This is a genomic window from Pontibacter sp. LHS1 (assembly GCF_058932855.1).
This window is the reverse complement of the sequence record NZ_JBZYWF010000022.1, coordinates 1-20,228: the sequence shown is the minus strand read 5'-3', so window position 1 is coordinate 20,228 and position 20,228 is coordinate 1. Positions and strand designations below refer to the sequence as shown.

Here is a 20,228-nt window from a genome sequence, read left to right as displayed (position 1 = left end):
CTGCAAAAAAGATATTGAAGAGATCGAGGCAGATCCCGTGGTTGCCTGGAAGGTGCATGATCAGTTTCTGCATTACAATCGGTACATCGCTAACCTCTATAGTGCGACTGACAAACTTCAGGTACTGGGGATGGACTTCTTATCAACCATTTCGATGGAAGGGGGCCGTGAGAAAGTAATACATTACCCGCATTATTTCAAAAATGTGTCGCACCACAAGCACCCAATAAGCTCCAGAATATTTGGCGGTACAGATGGAAATTACCTGCATCTCAGAGGCGTAAATAATCCTTTGCATAGCGGGGCATACCTTGCATTAGATGTAGCCAAACTTGATCCGCAGTTTAGGGGGTTTAGTCTGGCGGCGATGAAGTTGAACGAAAGCTTTGCCATTTCAGAGAATCATGTAGCATTGGTTCCTTATACCTACCTCAATGAAGATACTGGAAGACACGGCCTGCGGTATCTTTTAGTGAAATTAGCAGTTGAGACGAATTATTTCGGTGATGACAGAATTGTGCTTGAAGAGACGCTCGTTCTGACGCCAGCCGAAGTAGGAGGAAAAGTGCTGCATATGCGATCGCACGGCAACAACTTTTATGTGGGAACGGATTGGGGCTTCTATAAAATCACAGAAGACGGTGAGATTAATTATCAAATGCCAAAAGAAGTAGGGGTCACCTCTTTTGAGCATAAGGGCAATATCTATAGCATAGTCAGTAATTGGGAAAAGCAAACAGTCAGTTTAATGCGATCTATATCTGACCAGACTTGGTCATTGGATGCGCAGCTAACTGATGCACCGGGCAGGCTTTCATACTATGCCATCAGCGATGACATCTTGTTAGCCAGTTACTACAGTCAGATCTTCACAATTGAGTTAGGAATAGACAAACTGCTTATAAGAGAGCTAGATAATACCGGTCTGGAAGGCCACCTTATCACATCTATCGCTAAAGTAGGTAGCAAGGTATACATCGGCACACAGTCTGGTTTGTTCAGTAAAGAAGCAGAACATTTGCTGACTTATAAAGAGGAAGAAATGAAATAACAGCTAGAGTCAGGCTAAATGCAAGGCCCCGCCTATGAATCCATAAGCGGGGCCTTGCTTTATCTGCTAGTTTATAGCGCAGTATTAATAATATTTTCCCTCCATCAGGTAGTTCTGCACATAATCCTTCACACCTTCTTCTAAGGTATGGAACGCACGATCATAGCCAATAGAGCGTAGCTTGTTCATATTAGCTTCTGTGAAATATTGGTAGTTGTCGCGCAAGTTTTCCGGCGTGTCCATAAAGTCGATGTTAGGTTCTATACCCATGGCATCGAATGTGTTGAGGGCCAGTGCCATAAAAGTGCGGGCCTTGCCAGAGCCCAGGTTATAGATGCCGGAATTTTTGCGGTGCTGCATCAGGAACATGCATACCTCCACTACATCCTTCACATACACGAAGTCACGCATCTGCTCACCGTCGGCAAAGTCTGGGTGGTGGGAGCGGAAAAGCTTCATACTGCCTTTTTCCTTGATCTGGTTATAGGCATGGAATATTACCGAGGCCATACGGCCTTTGTGGTACTCGTTCGGACCGTATACATTGAAGAACTTAAGACCTGCCCAGAAGAAAGGCTTAGCCGTTTGCTCCAGCGCCCACTTATCAAAGTCGTTCTTGGAGTCGCCGTATGGATTGAGCGGCTTTAGCAAAGGGATAGTAGCCTCTTCATCGTCATAACCTAATGTGCCAGAGCCATAGGTAGCCGCTGACGAAGCGTATACCAGCGGAATCTGGTATTCGCAGCAGGCGTTCCATACCTGCTTGGAGTAGTTGAGGTTGAGCAGGTCGAATACATCCTTGTTGAACTCCGTGGTGTCGGTGCGGGCACCTAGGTGGAAAATGAACTCTACTTCTTCGTAGTTCTCGTCCAGCCACTCAAAGAAACCGTCACGGTCTACATACTCCTTTATCTTTTTACCTTTCAGGTTTCCTTCTTTTTTGGCGACAGAGAAATTGTCTACCACCACGATATCATTAAAATTAGCTGCGTTGAGCCTGCTCACAAGGCAACTTGCAATAAAGCCGGCAGCACCAGTTACAACGATCATAATTCAGTTTTATAGGCTGTAAAGTAATATTGCGTTAAATTTACGAAAATAAACGGAGCCGAAGCGCACATCGCCCCGTCGCTCCTTCAATCAGAAACCGATCTATACCTTGTATCCATACCTGAACAAGTTTTTGGCAGTATGCCTGCTGATCTTTTGCTGTGCCTGCAGCTCCGGAAAAGAAGAGCAGGCGGGGGAGGAGCTGGTGCTGCAGGACGACCTGGGGCGTGAAATCAGATTAAAGCGGCAGCCTGAGCGGGTGATGGCCTTCGCCTCTTCCATGACTGAAATGCTGTTTGCCGTTTGCGACACAGCTTCTATTGTCGGACGTACTCCCCAGTGCGACTACCCGACGGAGGTATACAGCAAGCCTGTAGTGAACAATTACCCCGTTGATCTGGAGCAGGTACTTGCCCTGAAGCCTGACCTGATCTTTACAGTGGAAGGTATAACGCCGCTGGATATGGCGGCCCGGCTCGAAGAGTTAGGTATACCTGTTTATTACCAGAAGTATCGCAGTGTAGAGGACATCCTGAAAGGTATAGAGGACATCGGCCGCATCATGGGCCGTGAGCAGCAGGCAAACCATTTGGCCGACTCGCTGCGACTGCAGGTGCAGAAGATAGAGCGCAGGTATAGCGGTCAGGCACAGCAGCAGCGGGTGCTGACCATTACCTGGAGCGACCCCATCTACGTGTATGGCCAGAATACCATCCTGACAGACCAGTTGCGTATATTGGGTGCCCAAAATGCTGTGCAGGAGGTTTTCGACCAGCCCTACCCGGCACTTACCCGCGAGTACATCCTCAAGCTGAACCCGGACGTGCTGCTGGGTGGAAGTGTAGAGCGACTGGAGCGTGAGTTTTTCAGTCTATACCCGGAGTTGCGCAAAATAGCCGCTTACCAGAACAAGCGCATCTATGCGCCTACCGGCAACCTGATCGAGCGACCAAGCCCACGGGTAGTAGAGTCGATCCGTGAACTTGAAGGTTTCCTGTACCCATGAGCAACTCCTTATACTTTGTAGGGGCAATCCTGCTGATCCTGGTGACGCTGGTGCTTGGGCTTCAGGTAGGTACTTTCGAAGTGGACCTGGCTACTATTTGGGAAGCTGTTTTCTATTACGATCCTAATAATACGACCCATTTCGCCATCACACATCTTCGGCTCCCCAGGCTGTTGCTGGCGTTGGTGGTAGGGGCTTCGCTGGCCTTTTGCGGTTACCTGATGCAGGCCATGGTCAATAACGGTCTGGCTGATCCATACCTGTTGGGCACGGCCTCCGGAGCATCTTTAGGTGCTGTGATCGTGTTCTTCGGATTTATTGAAGTGTCTATCGGAGGTTTTTACATGCCGCCAGTGTTTGCGCTGATCGGAGCCTTTGTGGTAACGCTGGTTGTTGTGATACTCGGCTACCGAAAGCGCCAGCTTATACCTGCGCAGTTGTTGTTAGCAGGTATAGCCATCAGTTCGCTGGTTACTGCTATAGTAGGTCTGCTCACATTTCTGTCTGATTCAGAAGGAAAACTCAAGTCCGTGATATTCTGGTCAATGGGTAGTTTTGAGCGGGCAAGTTGGTCGCTGTTGCCATACCCAGCCACGGCTTTGCTGGTCGCGCTTTTGCTCTTTGCCTTCCTGCAGAAGCAGCTCAACATCTTATTGCTCGGTGCCGACAGGGCGCAGGCTTTGGGTGTGAATGTGGCACAAACCCGTTGGGCCATTCTGGCTACTGTTTCCATCGTGACAGGATTTGCGGTGGCTACGTCAGGGCCTATTGGCTTCGTGGGACTGATCATTCCGCACGTTACCCGTGGGCTGATGGGAGCGACCGGCAGGAGTAACCTGCTTTTCTGTGCGTTCGTGGGTGGTTTGTTCATGCTCCTGTGCGATCTGCTGTCCCGTATTTTATATCCGCCGGCCGGGTTGCCAATTGGAATTATTACATCGTTCTTTGGTGTTCCTTTCTTCGTATATTTGCTGTCCCAAAAGAATTATAAGTTTAGCAGTTAAATGATTTACGTAAGCAGATTAGAGCATTTTAACGCAGCCCACAAGCTGCACAACCCGAACTGGTCGTTGGCGAAGAATAAGGAGGTTTTCGGGCCATGTGCGAATACCAACTGGCATGGGCACAATTATGAGCTGATCGTGACCGTAAAAGGAAAGCCGGACCCTGACACCGGTTTCGTAATTGACCTCAAAAAGCTGAGCACACTTATCCGCAAGAACATCATCGAGAAAGTAGATCATAAGAACCTCAACCTCGATGTGGCCTTCATGGAAGACAAGCTGGCCAGCACAGAGAACCTGGTGGTGGAATTCTGGAAAATTCTGGAGCCTAAAATCGCCGAAATTTCCCAGGCCAGGCTACATAGCCTCAAATTATATGAAACCCCACGTAACTACGTGGAGTATTTTGGCGAATAAGCAATCATAGCCTTTTGGCTATACCTGTTCCGTTGCTTTCTTCGTTTCTGCCTTGTCAGGCAGCCCCAAACGCATACACATTAGATGAAATATTACATTATAGCCGGCGAACGCTCAGGCGATCTGCACGCATCTAACCTCATCAAACAACTCCGGAAACAAGACCCGGAGGCTGACATAAGAGGTTGGGGAGGCGATATGATGCAGGAGGCCGGCATGCACCTGGTGAAGCATTACCAGGAGATGGCCTTTATGGGCTTTGCGGAGGCTGCCGCCAACTTTTTTAAAATACTGGGCTTTCTGCGTGAGTGCAAAGAGGATATCACAGCCTTTAAACCGGATGTGATCATCCTGGTAGATTATGCCGGCTTCAATATGCGGATTGCCAAGTTTGCAAAAGAGCACGGCCTGAAAGTTTTCTATTATATCTCCCCAAAAATCTGGGCCTGGAACCAGGGCCGTGTGCACAAGATCAAGCGCCTCGTAGATCGCATGTTCGTGATCATGCCGTTTGAGGAGGAGTTCTACGGCCGATTTGATTATAAAGTAGACTATATCGGCAACCCGGTAGCAGACTCAGTGAATGACCATGTGGTGGCGCCTGATTTCAGAGTCCGGAACCACATTCAAAACAACAAACCTATCATTGCGCTACTGCCTGGCAGTCGTAAACAGGAAATTGAGAATATGCTGGAGGTGATGCTGAGTGTGCTCCCTTCGTTCCGTGATTATCAGTTTATCGTGGCTGGTGTATCGAACTTCTCAAAAGAGTACTACGAGCAGTACAACAAAGATCCGAACATCAAGATCGTTTACGATCAGACCTACGACCTGCTAGCGCATGCCAAAGCTGCCCTTGTAACGTCAGGTACAGCCACGCTCGAAACTGCCTTGTTTGACGTGCCGCAGGTTGTGTGCTACAAAACCAGCACCATCTCTTATGCCATTGGCAAGCGTGTGATCAAAGTGCCGTATATCTCGCTCGTTAACCTGATTGCTGATAAGCCAATCGTAACAGAGCTGATTCAGGAGGACTTTACTGCTAAAAAGATCGTGGCCGAGCTAAAGAGTATCCTGTTTGACAAGTATGCGATGCAGAAGCAGAAAGAAGGCTATGCGCTTGTGAAGAAAAGAATAGGGGAGTACCGTACAGCCGAGCGTGCCGCAGAGCTGATGGTGGGATACCTGAAAGAGAAAGTATAATAGGTACCTCTGCTAAGAGTTGTGCTATACCTAAAAAAGAGAAGGCCTCAGCTGTTTGCAGCTGAGGCCTTCTCTTTTTTATCTTAAATACCTTAGGCAACGCGTAGCTGCTTCAAGGGGGATTTGTCAAATTTATCGCGGGCATATTCGCCGGTGATCACCAGTTCTTTGGCACCTTCCTCAGATGGCAGTTCAAACATAGCATCCGTCATAATGCCCTCGCAGATGGAGCGCAAGCCACGAGCACCAAGTTTATACTCAGCAGCTTTCTCTACAATGTAGTCCAGCGCATCGTCGTCAAAGCTGAGGCTAATGTTCTCCATCTCAAACAGACGCTTGTACTGCTTCACGATAGAGTTCTTAGGCTCCAGCAGGATCAGACGAAGTGTATCCTTATCGAGTGGGTTCAGGTGCGTCAGCACTGGCAGACGACCGATCAGTTCAGGTATAAGTCCGAAGTTTTTCAGGTCCTGGGCAGTCAGGTAACGCAGGAAGTTCTCTTTCTCCTCTGATTCATCTTGCTTTGACTTGGAGAAACCAATCGGACGCGTGTTTAAGCGGTTTTTGATCAGACGGTCTATACCTACAAAGGCGCCACCACAAATAAAGAGAATGTTCTCCGTGTTTACCGTGATCATCTTTTGTTCCGGGTGCTTGCGGCCGCCTTGTGGTGGTACGTTCACTACCGTACCTTCCAGCAGTTTCAGCAGCGCCTGCTGTACACCCTCGCCGCTCACGTCGCGGGTAATAGATGGGTTATCGCTCTTGCGGGCAATCTTGTCAATCTCGTCAATGTATACGATACCACGTTCAGCTGCTTCCACATTATAGTCGGCAGCCTGCAGCAGGCGCGTCAGAATACTCTCGACGTCTTCGCCTACATAACCTGCCTCTGTCAGTACAGTAGCATCGGCAATACAGAAAGGCACCTGCAGAATACCAGCCATCATGCGGGCCAGGTATGTTTTGCCTGTACCGGTTTCACCTACCATAATGATGTTTGATTTCTCGATCACTACATCATCTTCGTTGGTACGCTGCATCAAACGCTTGTAGTGGTTGTACACCGCTACTGACATTACCTTTTTTGCCTCGTCCTGGCCAACCACAAACTGATCAAGGTACTCCTTCATCTGTTTCGGTTTCATCAGGTTAAACTTCGGCGTGCGGCTGTTGGCGCGTATCTTATTCTCCTCATTCAGGATTTGCTGTGCTTGTCCGATGCAACGGTCGCAAATGTGCGCGTTGATTCCGGATATCATCACAGATACGTCTTTTTTGTTCTTGCCACAAAATGAGCAGGTAATTTCAGCCATAAAAAAGTTTGTTCAGAAGATTTTTTGGCCCTCGCGGGTGTAATTCAAAAGCAAAGGTACAAAATTGAAATCTTACTAAGCTAGTATATTAATCGCTAAAATGTTGATATGGTTATAAAAAGTAACCATAAATTAAAAAATTTCTATTAATTTATTTTGAATTAAATATTTGATAATCAATTATTTGGGCGGCTGGTGTATCAACAATGGAGTGTTGATAAATTATTCGCCGAGATTCCGCATAGGTAAAGGTATAGCTATTTTGTACAATCTATTCTTACTATAACGAAGCATTTTGAAGAAGCTTCTAAGTCATTGCTAAATTAACCACTTATGAGCGCAACAAGAGCATAGAAATACTGCTTAAGTAAAGTTGAATTAAATAAATATAGGTGTCAATATATACAGTAATCCGCTATATTTATAGTCTTCTAAGCTGTTTGTTATCTTGGCTTTATCTATGAATTGCAAACTTTTGCGCCTACTCCTGTGGGCGATACTCCTTTATTGCCAGCCAGTGCAGGTGTTGGCGCAGTGGACGCTATTCCAAAATCCCCCGACAAGAAGCGGCATACAATCTGTACAGCTGATAGACGAGCAAAAGGCATTTATCGGAGCGAGTGCCGGCGTGTACAGAACACAGGATGGAGGAACAACGTGGAAGCGGTTCCGACTACAGGCCTATACCACCGATTCGCTGCACATTGAGTTAATGCAGAACCATCAGATTCACTTTGTCGACGATAAAGTGGGTTTTTCTGCAGGTTGGAGCTTGTTGAATTACGGCATGGTGCTCAAGACTGTGGATGGGGGCATTAACTGGAAAATCGTCTACAGCGGTCCCTCGTTGGGCGATAGAATCGATTATACGTTCAGGGACATCACTTTCGTAAACCAACGGGTAGGGTATATAGTGGGTACAAAAGGCACCGTGCTCAAAACCACCGACGCCGGTGAGACCTGGGCGGATGTGCGGGTGCCATTGGCTGCTAGTAAAGCTGAGGATAGCTATTTCAACAGTGTTTTCTTTCGAAGCGAAACAGACGGTTTCGTTGCCGGGTCAAGCTTGTACCGCACACAGGACGGCGGGCGCACCTGGCAGGAGCTTATTTCGGAGGAAAACCAGCGTTTTACCTTTCATGATATCCACTTCTTCGATAGCCAGCAAGGTATAGCCGCCGTGTATGTGCCACAGTCTTCAACATTGCAGCGTGTACCTATTTATAAAACCAACGATGGAGGTCTGACCTGGGCACCTGTTATGCAGCCCGACCTGTCCTACGAAAGTAGTGGGTTCAGCGAGATTGTCGATCTCCACTTTGCGGACAATCAGCATGGCTACGCGGTGGGCAGGCGTGAGGTTTGGAAAACGAAAGACGGCGGCAACTACTGGGAGCGCTTAACATTCACACCAGGCGGGACGCTCCAAAAGGTGCACTCTTTCCAGAATAAAAAAGCCATGATGGTGGGCGACTATGGACTGATGTACAAAGCAGACCAGTTGAACGAAGTTACCCGACCATTGGCCCGTTTTACAAAGCCCAAGGCTCCTGTCTACTGTGCCAATGCCAACTATACTTTCGAAAACCAGGGGCCGCAGCACTATACCTACAAGTGGTATGTGAATGATGAATTGGTGGCAAACAGCTACCACCTCACCACAGCGTTAACAGGGGGTAGAAACCATGAGATAAAGCTGGTGTCTGAGCACAACGGCCTCACCGATTTCGCCACTAAGTCCTTTTATGTGGAAGGCCCGGCCCAGTTCCAGCCTTTCAGGCTAGCCTATTACGATCCCAATCTTCTCTATTGCCAGGAAACTCCGCTGCGACTGACCATTTACAGCGGCAGTACCCATTACTACGACTACAAATCCAGATATGAACTATGGGAGGGAGAACAGTTGATCGATATCATTGAAGACAAGTTAGGGGAGCTGCGATTCAAGCAAATTATGCTCGATAAGACGACCACCTTTACCATCAAGTCTATCCTGACGACAAGCTGCGAAACCTATACCCAGCAGGAGAACATCACGTTTAACGTTGCCCCCTTTGCCGATCTGACACTGGAAGTGGAGGAGGTAGAAGCAATTGTCTGCCCTGATTCTCAGGAGATGTTTTCCGTAAGGATTAAAAACTCTCAAGTGGGTTTCACTTACGCCGTGAGGTACGGCTACCAGGGGGGCATAGCCAATTCCGCAGAGGGGAATGGTGGCGACCTGATTCTGGAAACACCCTTTTACGGTTCCATGCTAAGAAACGGTGAGATTCCAGAGGGAAATGTGCTCGAAATACCAGTGTATGTCTGGAACAGCGACTGTAGCGACTACTACGCCAAAGTGCTTCACGACAAGGCCAAAATGACGGTTAGCAGCATACAGTACAAAGTAGAAGTGGCAAATGAACGATTGCTTATCAATGAGCCACTCCGCATGAATAATCTTTCCGTAGCAGACCGGTTCAAATGGATTGTAATCGACGGAGAGCAGAAAACGGAGTACCATACTGCGCAATTGCCGCCTATTGCCTTTGCCACATCAGGAGTGAAGACAGTGGAGCTTTTTATCGAGAAAGATGGTGTGTGCACTGCCAGAGCAAAGTATAACATTGTAGTCGGTAATGCTGCTGCTACCGCCGAGCTTAACGTTTGTACTGAGACGGATATATCATTGAACGAGAAGAATATGGATCGCCACCTTTCTGTGGGAGGCAATGACCGTATTGTGGCAAGTCATATAGACAAGGCTGGCTTTGTGTATACCACCGGAAGTCAGAACGGACGCTTCTTCCTGAGTAAGTATGATGGCTCGGGTAAAGAGATTTGGACGATTAACCACAAAAACGGAGGTTACCATGGCATTTCGCTAGGCTCAGCCATCGTTACAGATGATGAGGGAAATGTCTATGTTGGTGGTTACTGTAATACGGAACGATTCGAGTTGGGCACGCAATTTTTTAAAAGTTATGCGCATTCCCTATCGCTAACCTTTATTGTGAAGTTTGATAAAGAGGGTAATACGCTGTGGGGTATTTTGAATGATGGCAACTACTTTAGAAATGGTCCGGGGATGCACATGCTTACAGATATGGCAATTGACCAAAACCAGAATATCTATGCCATTTTCAAATCACACAGCGGAGTCAGAATAGATTTTCCGGATGGAACGAGCAGAGAATATATCTATGGTGGAGAGCATGGGATGCCGAAATACAATTACTCCTATGTGGCTCCCACCTATATGCTAAAAACTAACAAGAGCGGAGAGAACAAAGGCATAACAGTACTGCACGACAAAGGTATAGCACATGATATGAACTACGCGACGCCGTCATGGTACTTTCCGAATTGGAGGCATTACTCTAGCCCTAAAATAAAAATAGGAGATAACAACAAAGCCTATCTTATTGGCAGCAGGACTGTTGTTAAAGGAGAGCCATTCTATGTGGCGGACTATCTGATGCCGGCAGATCAAGCCTTGCTGGATAAGTACCCAAATGGCGGGGTGCAGGGCTACGTGGCAATTATGGACTTGGGGACGGGCAAAGTCGAGAAAGCCTTTAACACGTTCTTTCACGAAGAAATAGAGAAAGCCTGGTTCTCTAGCTCGCAATGGGATTTTACTACGCCTTACGCCATCATGCCTGAGGGTATAGTGGTAGGGTATAGTTGGGATATCCGGGAATTAACTGATACAGGTCTGCATTACGAAACGGCAGGGGATGTGGTAGTGGGCGGCGTCACCCATAAAGGTGTTAAAAACGGCTCCCTGACTGCTGCTTATGATTGGAACGGCAATAACCTTTGGGCAATAGCTTCGCACGACGCGTATATCAACAGCTTGCATTACGATGCGACGAGCGGTAAGCTCTATACCTATGCCCGAATAAATAACCAGGCCATGATCGGGCTAGGGGAGGCTGACGTGTATGGGAAAGTTACAGCTGACAATGGAGTCAACACTGGTCTGATAGTGCTCTCCAAAGAGGGCAAACTGCTCAGCGTGAACCAGACCACAGGGCAGAAGAATAGCGAGATACCTTTCAACATGTCTGTTGGCCTATGTGGTGAGGTCTATCTGATGTCTGGCATTTTAGCTGAAAAAGTGAACAGTGACCTGGAGTTCACGTATAGCCTGAACAATACGCATCAATTAAGAATACTCTCCCTGAATGGCGGATGCGGAAATTCTACTACAGTTACTGTGCCTGCCATACAAAAAGTCGTTTGCAAAGGAGCGACGGTGCACCTCGAATTGGGAGGGACAGGGATCAAGGAAGTAAGCTGGTACCCGACGCAGGGACTCGATAAGCCGGCCAGCCTAAGCCCCATGGCCACACCAACCTCCACGACCACTTACTATGCCACCATCCAGACCACCGATGGCTGCACCATTACGAGGGCTGTTCGTGTGCAGGTAGATGAGCCTCTGAGCATGCCGGATAAGTTTAGCGTGGTGTCCAGTACATTATACCCCAAAGAGTATAGGTTCTTTTCCCCGAAAGTTGAAAGTGGAAACAACTATAGCTATGAGTGGGATTTTGGCGGCGTAAAACAAACAACCCAAGATGCCTTTTTCAATTTCCCGGAAAACGGCGAGTATACTGTGTCACTGAGAATCTGGAACCAGTGTACCGAAAAAGTCATCACCCAGAAAATTAACGTGCCTTGCAACATGGCCACTATCCCTACAGCAGGTATAGGGCACATGACAACGGGCAAGTCGGTGGCCTTTAGCCTGCTCAACCCGCAGCATGTGGAGAGTGTGCTCTGGGAGTTCGGGGATGGCGGCAAGAGCACGGATTTTAATCCGACGCATACTTTCGCAGCGGTGCAGTCCTATTATGTGAAGCTGACGATCCGAAGCGCCTGTTACGAGAACATCTATTATAAGACCATCAACCTAAACTGCCCGACCTTGGCGGGAAATATACAGGCAGTGGTAAACAGGCAGCAAGTACAATTCAGCGCACCGGATATACCCGCAAACAACATCGTGAAGTGGTCTTTCGGTGATGGAAAAGAATCAACGCAAAAAACACCGTCGCATACCTATGCTGTTACAGGCAGGTATACTGTCACGCTCCATCTTGCGCACCCATGTGGCACTGAGACCCGCACCACCACGGTTGACATTGTATGCGGCAACCCAACCGCTAGTTTTACCACCCTGATTAACAAGGATCAGGTAACCTTTACCCCAGAGCTCATAAACACTTCGCTTACCTATACCTGGGATTTTGGCGATGGGCGTATCAGTTCAGAAATGACACCCACCCATACCTATGCGAAAGGGGGCGATTTTCAGGTTAGGCTGACTATTACGGATGCCTGTGGCGCAGTAAGCATAACAAGGGCTGTCGAGGTATGCAAGGTTAAGGCCTCAGCTGACTTTACATATATCATAGAGGACAGCAACTCTCTTCTGGTCAGCTTCAAACCTGTGGCAATACACGAGGCTGTTGAGTATTTCTGGATGTTTGGGGATGGTGCCACAAGCAAGGAGCGAACGCCGCAACACCAGTATCGTTCCACCGGGCAGTTTAAGGTTACTCTGGTAGCCCAGGCGGAGTGTCACATCGATACAGTGAAGCTGGATGTGAACTTCCCAACAGGATTGGTGGAGGATGAGGAGAGCAGACTTGTGAAGACCTATCCGAACCCAACGCGGGATGTGCTATACCTGGAACTGCCTGCCGCCTTGCTACCAAAAATCAGCGGACTTGCCGTGCATGATGCGCTGGGCAGGTTGGTGCTGGAGTTGAATAGCATGGATTGGGCCGAGAAAAGCACGATTGATGTAAGTAAACTAAGCAGAGGCCATTATTTCCTGAAGATCAAGAGAAAAGACGGCAGTTTCGCTATCCGGAAATTTGTAGCCGATCGATAAGTAACAGCTATACGTTCAATAAAAAAGCGGGCTGTCCTGAAAAGGGCAGCCCGCTTTTTGTGCGTTTTAAAAAGATCTTAGTCTTTCTTACGGTGCAATACCTCGTCGATCAGACCGTATTCTTTTGCTTCCTCTGCTTTCATCCAGTAATCGCGATCAGAGTTGTCGTATACCTCCTGATATGATTTGCCTGAGTGCTCTGCTAGAATTTCATACAGTTCCTTTTTCAGCTTCAGGATCTCACGCGCTGTGATCTCGATATCGGAGGCCTGACCCTGTGCACCACCCATTGGCTGGTGAATCATAATACGGGAGTGTGGTAGGGCAGAGCGCTTGTTCTTAGCACCGCCAGCCAGCAGTACAGCACCCATCGAGGCAGCCAGACCTGTACAGATTGTCGCTACATCCGGGTTTACATATTGCATCGTATCATAGATGCCAAGGCCGGCATATACAGAACCACCAGGGCTGTTGATATACAGCAGGATGTCTTTCTTAGCATCAGCTGACTCCAGGAACAACAGCTGTGCTGTAATGATGTTGGCGATAAAATCGTCAACCTGCGTACCCAGGAAGATGATACGGTCCATGATCAGACGCGAGAACACGTCGATCTCACGGAAGTTCGTGGGACGTTCCTCAATTACAGAACGGGTCATACTCTCAATGGTATGCATGGCTCTGCCTTCTACATGGCTAATATATTGATCTACGCCCAGGCCGCTCATGCCCTGGCCCTTTACGGCAAATTTCCGGAACTCGTCTTTGTTAAACATCATCTTGTTTAGATTTACGGTTTGGTCAAAAATAAAAAAGTCCTTTAAATAATAAAGGACTTTTTAAGTTAAATATTATAATTCGTTCTTACAACGACATGTTCTTGAAGTCCTCTGTAGAGATGGTCTTCTCTACAACTGTCATCTCTTCTTTAAGTTTAGCGAGCACCTTCTCGGCCAGCAGTTGCTCGTACTCATTGATGTAGTTACGGCCATTGTCCTGCTGTAGATACTGGTTAGCATAGTTGTTCATGCTCTCCACCAGTTCTTCCGGTACCTCTGGCATGTTGAACTGAGCCAACATCTTCTCTTTCGTGCTGTTCACCACCTCTTCGTTGGTTACTTTCAGCTCGTTCTGCTCTACTACTTTGTTTTTGATCATCGACCACTTCAGCTCCTTCAGGTACTTGTCGAAGTTCTCTTCGATCTGCTCCGTAGTCAGGCGTCCTTCGTTAGTCACTTGCAGCCAACGCTTGAAGAACTCTGTAGGAAGTTCTACTTCTACGTTATCTACCAATGTATCGATGATGTTGCGGTACAGCAGGTTGTCTGCCTCACGGTCGTAGTTCTCCTTGATCGTCTCACGTATCTTCGCGTCGAACTCTTCTTCCGTCTTCACTTCGTCCTTACCGAACAGCTTGTCAAACAGCTCCTGGTTCAGTTCAGCAGCTTCAGTGCGGTTGATCTTCTCTACTGTGAATTCGAACTCACCGTTCAGGTCAGCTACTACTTCTTTGCTCAGGCCAGTTACATGGGCCAGTGCGCTGTTGTCGTCACCAAATGCCTTACGGATATCGAAACGGATCGTGTCACCGGCTTTAACGCCCATGAACTGATCTTTGCCTTCTACTACACGGTTTGTAGGGATAAGCGTCTTAGACTCAAATTCACCTTCTACTTGCTTCAGGTCACCATAGATAAAGTCACCTTCTTCAGAAGTTTCCGGGTTTGTTGTTTTGCCGAACTGACGCTTCAGGTTTTCATAAGCCTCGTCCACCGTAGTCTGGTCCAGCTCTACAGTGTAACCCTCTACGCTTTTATCAAGCGGAAGGTTGAAGTCTGGCAGCAGACCAACTGCGTACGTAAATTCAAAATCCTTCTGGTTGTCCCAGTCGATGTTATCCTGGCTTGGCTCCGGAAGCGGCTCACCCAGCAGTTTTACATCATTATCCTTGATATACTTAGAGATCTCCTCCTGAAGAAGTTTGTTGATCGCCTCAACCAGTATGCTCTTGCCATACATCTTCTTGATAAGGCCGGCCGGCACTTTACCAGGTCTGAAGCCTTTGATCTGGGCTTTCTTGCTGAATTCTTTTACTTGCTGCTCAACCTGTGGAGCATAGTCTGCCTCTTCCAGGACTACCTTCAGTTGCGCGTTAGTGCCGTCGGTTTGATTTAATGTAATATTCAAGGCTTACAAAAATTTATTGATGATACATCTAGTAAAAACAAACCCCCAACATGGGCTGTTGAGGGTTTCGTTTGTGTGCGGATGGAGGGACTCGAACCCCCATGCCTCGCAGCGCTAGATCCTAAGTCTAGTGCGTCTACCAATTTCGCCACATCCGCATGTGTGCTTGTTTGTAATGATGGTGCAAATTTACGAACGCTATTTTTAAATGCAAGAGTCCGGTTCAAAAAAAGCGAATATTTTTTCTGCTTTTTCTCGGTCAGCACGGCGTGGAAGCGCTTAGTGGTTCAGCGTCAGTAAATTGCACGATTCGTTTAGGGCAGTGTGTATGAAAGCGGATATTCATGTATATTTGAAACTTAAAACGCCACTGCCTCACTTATACTTATAAACAGTAGCATAAGTATGGCGGCAAGCCCAGCTGGCTTGCGCACCCAATACTTTCTAGCTTTAGCATGAACATGATCGATCCAGAAGCAGAACGCAAAGAGATCCTTAGACACTACCGCAGATTACTTCGGCACGCCAAGCCTTTCCTGAAGGACAACGACGCCAAGATCATCAAGAAGGCATTCAATACCTCTGTTGAGGCTCACAAAGATATGCGCCGCAAATCAGGGGAGCCTTACATTCTGCATCCGTTGGCTGTGGCACAGATCGCTGTGGAGGAGATCGGGCTTGGCACTACTTCTATTGTAGCGGCTCTGCTGCACGATGTAGTAGAGGATACCGATATGGAGGTGGAGGAAGTTGAGCGTGAGTTTGGGCCAAGTGTGGCGCGCATCATCGAAGGACTGACCAAGATATCCGGTGTGTTTGACTATGGTACTTCGCAGCAGGCCGAGAACTTCCGCAAGATGCTGCTGACGCTGTCAGATGACGTTCGGGTGATCCTGATCAAACTGGCCGACCGACTGCACAACATGCGTACGCTCGACAGCATGCCGCGCCACAAGCAGCTCAAGATCGCTTCGGAAACCATGTACCTGTATGCGCCACTGGCACACCGCCTGGGACTTTATGCCATCAAGTCTGAACTGGAAGACCTATACCTGAAGTATACCGATACCGAAACCTATAAGGACATTTCAACCAAGATACGGCAGACGCGCAGTGCCCGGGGTAAGTTTATCAAGGACTTCATTGCGCCTATAGAAGAAGAATTGCGCCGCCATGGGTTTAAGTTTAACATCAAAGGCAGACCTAAGTCGATCTACTCTATATTAAAGAAGATCAAGAAGCAGAACATCACTTTTGAGGAGATTTATGACCTGTTTGCCATACGCATTACGCTGGATGTGCCGCTGGAGCACGAGAAGGCAGCCTGCTGGCAGGTATACTCTATTATAACAGACTTCTATCAGCCTAACCCCGATCGCCTGCGTGACTGGGTGAATACCCCAAAGGCCAACGGCTACGAGTCACTGCACACCACTGTCATGAGCAAGTCTGGTCAGTGGGTAGAGGTGCAGATACGCACCAAGCGTATGGACGAGATTGCCGAGCGTGGTTATGCGGCACACTGGAAATATAAGAGCGATGGAAGCGGAGGCGAATCGGGCCTGGAACTGTGGATAAACAAGGTGCGCGATATGCTGGAGAACAACACAGCGAACGCACTCGAATTCATGGATGAGTTCCGCAAAAACCTTTTCGTGGAGGAGGTGTTTGTCTTTACTCCAAAAGGTGAACTGCTTATACTGCCGGACCGGGCTACTGCACTCGACTTCGCATTCGAGATACATTCTCAGATCGGCCTGCACTGCCTTGGAGCGAAAGTAAACCAGAAGCTGGTGCCGCTCAGCTTCAGGCTGCGCAACGGTGACCAGGTAGAGATCCTGACCTCACAGAAGCAAAAGCCGAATGAAGAGTGGCTGGACTATGTGGTAACGTCCAAAGCCCGGTCGCGCATTAAGGAGTACCTGCGTGAAGAGCGTAAAAACAAGTCAGAGCAGGGCAAGATGATGCTGGAGCGGCGCCTGGCTTACCTGAAGGTGCCCGAAACGCAAGGCAATCTGAACAAGTTGCTGGCTTTCTTCAACATACCATCCGTACAGGATCTGCATTACCGCATTGCGACAGGTCATATAGATATCAAGAATATCAAAGAAGTTATCTTCTCAGCTCAGGCAGAACGGGGCGCCTCCATGCTCGAGCCCAAGTCTTTTGACCGGGAAGTGCAGAAGATACGAGGTGTTACGTCCGATATGCTTGTGATAGGGGAGAACACCTCGAACATGAATTATAAGGTGGCAGCGTGTTGCAACCCGATACCTGGTGACGAGGTGTTTGGCTTTGAGTCAGAAGAAGACGGCATTGAAATACACCGCACTAACTGCAAGAAAGGTATAGAACTGATGTCCAACTATGGCAATCGTATCATTAAAGCCAAATGGACCGATCAGAAAGAACTGGCTTTCCTGGCAGGTATACGAATCAAGGGTACAGACCGTGTTGGCCTGGTCAATGATTTGACTCGTATCATCTCGAACAGTCTTCGGGTAAATATGCGCTCGATCACAATCGATTCGCATGATGGAATCTTTGAGGGGAATATTATGGTTTTTGTAAATGATACCGGCCACTTGGACAAACTGATTCAGCGCATGGGTAAGGTGACAGGCGTGCTGACAGTCGAGCGATTCGACTAAGTCTTCACACCTATTATATATAAGAGAGAAAAGACATGGCAGTAGACCAGCAGAATAGAATAGAAGAAGTAAAGAAAATTTTCACGGCGTACCTGGAGAGCAAGGGGCTTCGCAAAACACCGGAGCGCTATGCCATCCTGGAAGAGATTTACTCCCGTTCAGGACACTTTGATGTGGAGTCGCTCTACATCAGCATGAAAAATAAGAACTACCGCGTAAGCAGGGCCACCGTGTATAACACCCTCGACTTATTAGTAGAGAACGACCTGGTAAGCAAGCACCAGTTTGGCCGCAACCTGGCGCAGTACGAAAAATCGTACGGCTACCGACAGCACGACCACGTAATCTGCACCGAGTGTCATAAAGTGGTGGAGTTTTGCGATCCTCGTATCCATAATATACAGACCATGGTGGGGGACCTTCTAAATTTTCATATCTTGCACCATTCCCTTAATCTTTATGGGGTGTGCGGCGATTGCCGCGCCAAAAAAGCAACCGAACAACAGCATGAAGTATCAGACAGAACTAAAGGATGATGTCCTGTTCATCAGACTGGAAGGCGACCTAGTTGCAGGGCCTGACACCCAGAGACTGATGTCCGTTGCTGAGGAGCAAGTGGAAAATAAAGTATTGTTGTGCGCTGTAGATCTCTCTAATGTTCGTTTCATGGACAGTAGCGGGATGGGGGTGCTGGTTTCGCTTCTTACAAAGTTCCGCAACAGGGGAGGGGAGCTTGTTTTGATCAAACCGTCCGACCATATTCGCAAACTTTTGATCGTTACGAAGCTCAATGCCATTTTTACCATTGCAGAAAATGATAACTTCGCAGCGCAATTCTTAAAGGAATCAATTTACTAACTCATAAATGGCAGTTGACATACTTATAGGACTGCAGTGGGGCGACGAAGGCAAAGGCAAAATCGTCGACGTACTGGCTCCTACCTATGACATTGTGGCCCGTTTCCAGGGAGGCCCTAATGCAGGACACACACTCGAATTCGAAGGCACCAAGCACGTGCTTCACCAGATCCCTTCTGGAATTTTCCACTCACATATTCAGAATATCATTGGCAATGGTGTTGTGCTCGACCCGATCGTCTTCCGCATTGAGATGCAGAAACTACAGGATAGAGGCGTAGATGCAACCCAGAACCTGTTCATTTCTAAAAAAGCCTCGCTCATCCTGCCATCACATAAAGTGCTCGACCGAGTTTCAGAAGAAGCACTGGGCAAAGGTAAGATCGGTTCTACACTAAAAGGTATAGGACCTACTTACCAGGATAAAATCGGAAGAGTAGGTTTACGCATAGGCGATATACTGGCTGAGGATTTTCAGGATCGTTATAATAAGCTGGTGGATCGTCATCGTAAGACAGTGGAGTTCTATGGACAGACTTTAGAACTTGGAGAGCAGGAGCAGGCATTCTTTGAAGCAGTGGACTATCTCCGTACACTTAAGCTGGTGGATAGCGAGTATATGATCAACGACGCATTGAAAAATGGCAAGCGTGTACTGGCAGAAGGAGCTCAGGGTTCATTGCTGGATGTTGACTTTGGCACCTATCCATTTGTTACATCTTCTACTACCTTGGTGGCTGGTGCCTGTACAGGACTGGGTGTAGCCCCACGATATATAGGAGAGGTATACGGCATATTTAAAGCATACTGCACCCGGGTAGGTAGCGGGCCATTCCCTACAGAGTTGCTCGATGAAGTAGGTGATCAAATCAGAAAAGCAGGTAATGAGTTTGGCTCTACAACAGGACGTCCGCGTCGCTGTGGTTGGGTAGATCTGCCAAGTTTGAAGTATTCAATCATGCTGAATGGGGTTACTCAACTGAACATGATGAAAGCTGATGTGCTGACAGAGTTCGAAACCATAAAAGTGTGTACGCATTATAAATTGGCATCTGGAGAAATAACCGACCAGTTACCACACTCACTAGATACCGAGAGCATCGAGCCAATCTATGAAGAACTACCAGGCTGGAAAGTAGACCTGAATCAGATTGATACTGTGGAAGCACTTCCAGAAGCATTCAACGATTATATGACTTTCCTGGAGCAGCACCTGGGAGTGCCTATTACAATCGCATCAGTGGGGCCTGATAGGAAGAGCACCCTGAGAAGAGAAAAGACCAACGTATAATAAAACAGGCAAGTATAAATAAGAGGGCTTCATTCAACAAGAATGAAGCCCTCTTTGGTTTTAAGAAAAAAATACATGAGCAAGGAACTTCGAAAAGCTGCCAATGGTTAAACACATACATCTGACATAGAAGTCTACGGAAGAAAGGGTGATAAAAAATCTGAGTAGTCCGGGAACTTCTGAAACATGGAAAGATGTTAATCAAAAGCCGCCGGTCGAAAAGCCGGGAATTGTGGAGATAGCCACGGGCAAATGCACACGCAGCCCCTTCACATAGCAGGCATAAAAAAGCATTCAGGAGATG

14 protein-coding genes and 1 tRNA gene are annotated in these 20,228 nt (G+C 47.8%); 10 read left to right on the top strand and 5 right to left on the bottom strand.

All coding sequences use genetic code 11. The annotated features are described in order from the left end of the window. Nucleotides 1–1,051 (top strand): hypothetical protein (locus AC5FXQ_RS21565; RefSeq protein ID WP_493604480.1); only part of this gene is annotated, 1,051 nt, incomplete at its 5' end. A gap of 84 nt (nucleotides 1,052–1,135) precedes the next feature. On the opposite strand, the gene rfaD is transcribed toward AC5FXQ_RS21565, so the two are convergent. Beyond that, nucleotides 1,136–2,101: an ADP-glyceromanno-heptose 6-epimerase gene (gene rfaD, locus AC5FXQ_RS21560; protein WP_493604479.1), complete on the bottom strand. Its 966-nt coding sequence runs from the start codon at nucleotides 2,099–2,101 to the stop codon at nucleotides 1,136–1,138. Between the two features lie 109 nt (nucleotides 2,102–2,210). Between rfaD and AC5FXQ_RS21555 the strand changes: the two genes are divergently transcribed. From AC5FXQ_RS21555 to lpxB, 4 genes are all read left to right on the top strand, one after another. Continuing rightward, nucleotides 2,211–3,107: an ABC transporter substrate-binding protein gene (locus AC5FXQ_RS21555; RefSeq protein ID WP_493604478.1), complete on the top strand. Its 897-nt coding sequence runs from the start codon at nucleotides 2,211–2,213 to the stop codon at nucleotides 3,105–3,107. After that, nucleotides 3,104–4,111 (top strand): FecCD family ABC transporter permease, encoded by a 1,008-nt coding sequence (locus AC5FXQ_RS21550; protein ID WP_493604477.1) that lies wholly within the window; start codon nucleotides 3,104–3,106, stop codon nucleotides 4,109–4,111. Before AC5FXQ_RS21555 ends, AC5FXQ_RS21550 begins: the two co-directional genes overlap by 4 nt. Beyond that, on the top strand, nucleotides 4,112–4,528 hold the full coding sequence (locus AC5FXQ_RS21545; protein ID WP_076670122.1) for a 6-pyruvoyl trahydropterin synthase family protein: 417 nt from the start codon (nucleotides 4,112–4,114) through the stop codon (nucleotides 4,526–4,528). Nucleotides 4,529–4,612: 84 nt separating this feature from the next. After that, nucleotides 4,613–5,731, top strand: coding sequence for a lipid-A-disaccharide synthase (gene lpxB, locus AC5FXQ_RS21540; RefSeq protein ID WP_493604476.1), 1,119 nt, complete (start codon nucleotides 4,613–4,615; stop codon nucleotides 5,729–5,731). A gap of 92 nt (nucleotides 5,732–5,823) precedes the next feature. On the opposite strand, the gene clpX is transcribed toward lpxB, so the two are convergent. Continuing rightward, complete coding sequence (clpX, locus tag AC5FXQ_RS21535; RefSeq protein ID WP_493604475.1) at nucleotides 5,824–7,047, bottom strand: ATP-dependent Clp protease ATP-binding subunit ClpX; 1,224 nt, start codon at nucleotides 7,045–7,047, stop codon at nucleotides 5,824–5,826. A gap of 460 nt (nucleotides 7,048–7,507) precedes the next feature. On the opposite strand from clpX, the gene AC5FXQ_RS21530 reads away from it, so the two are divergent. Then, nucleotides 7,508–12,937 carry a PKD domain-containing protein gene (locus AC5FXQ_RS21530; protein ID WP_493604474.1) on the top strand — a complete coding sequence of 1,810 codons (5,430 nt, stop codon included), beginning with the start codon at nucleotides 7,508–7,510 and terminating at the stop codon, nucleotides 12,935–12,937. A gap of 77 nt (nucleotides 12,938–13,014) precedes the next feature. On the opposite strand, the gene AC5FXQ_RS21525 is transcribed toward AC5FXQ_RS21530, so the two are convergent. The 3 genes from AC5FXQ_RS21525 to AC5FXQ_RS21515 all read right to left on the bottom strand — a co-directional run bounded on the left by AC5FXQ_RS21525 (nucleotide 13,015) and on the right by AC5FXQ_RS21515 (nucleotide 15,282). Then, nucleotides 13,015–13,713: a ClpP family protease gene (locus AC5FXQ_RS21525; RefSeq protein ID WP_493604481.1), complete on the bottom strand. Its 699-nt coding sequence runs from the start codon at nucleotides 13,711–13,713 to the stop codon at nucleotides 13,015–13,017. Nucleotides 13,714–13,801: 88 nt separating this feature from the next. Continuing rightward, entirely contained in the window at nucleotides 13,802–15,124 is a 1,323-nt protein-coding gene (tig, locus tag AC5FXQ_RS21520; protein WP_493604473.1) for a trigger factor, read from the bottom strand. A gap of 76 nt (nucleotides 15,125–15,200) precedes the next feature. Beyond that, nucleotides 15,201–15,282, bottom strand: a tRNA-Leu gene (locus AC5FXQ_RS21515). A 297-nt stretch (nucleotides 15,283–15,579) separates the two neighbouring features. Here AC5FXQ_RS21515 and AC5FXQ_RS21510 point away from each other — a divergent pair. From AC5FXQ_RS21510 to AC5FXQ_RS21495, 4 genes are read left to right on the top strand one after another with little or no spacing between them, the layout of a single operon-like run. Beyond that, the gene (locus AC5FXQ_RS21510; RefSeq protein WP_493604472.1) at nucleotides 15,580–17,775 is read left to right on the top strand and encodes a RelA/SpoT family protein; all 2,196 of its coding nucleotides are present in this window, start codon (nucleotides 15,580–15,582) and stop codon (nucleotides 17,773–17,775) included. A 35-nt stretch (nucleotides 17,776–17,810) separates the two neighbouring features. Then, entirely contained in the window at nucleotides 17,811–18,311 is a 501-nt protein-coding gene (locus tag AC5FXQ_RS21505; protein WP_007659421.1) for a Fur family transcriptional regulator, read from the top strand. Beyond that, nucleotides 18,283–18,633 (top strand): STAS domain-containing protein, encoded by a 351-nt coding sequence (locus AC5FXQ_RS21500; protein ID WP_493604471.1) that lies wholly within the window; start codon nucleotides 18,283–18,285, stop codon nucleotides 18,631–18,633. The genes AC5FXQ_RS21505 and AC5FXQ_RS21500 overlap by 29 nt, the downstream gene beginning before the upstream one ends. Nucleotides 18,634–18,640: 7 nt before the next feature. After that, nucleotides 18,641–19,924: an adenylosuccinate synthase gene (locus tag AC5FXQ_RS21495; RefSeq protein WP_493604470.1), complete on the top strand. Its 1,284-nt coding sequence runs from the start codon at nucleotides 18,641–18,643 to the stop codon at nucleotides 19,922–19,924. Nucleotides 19,925–20,228 lie beyond the last annotated feature (304 nt).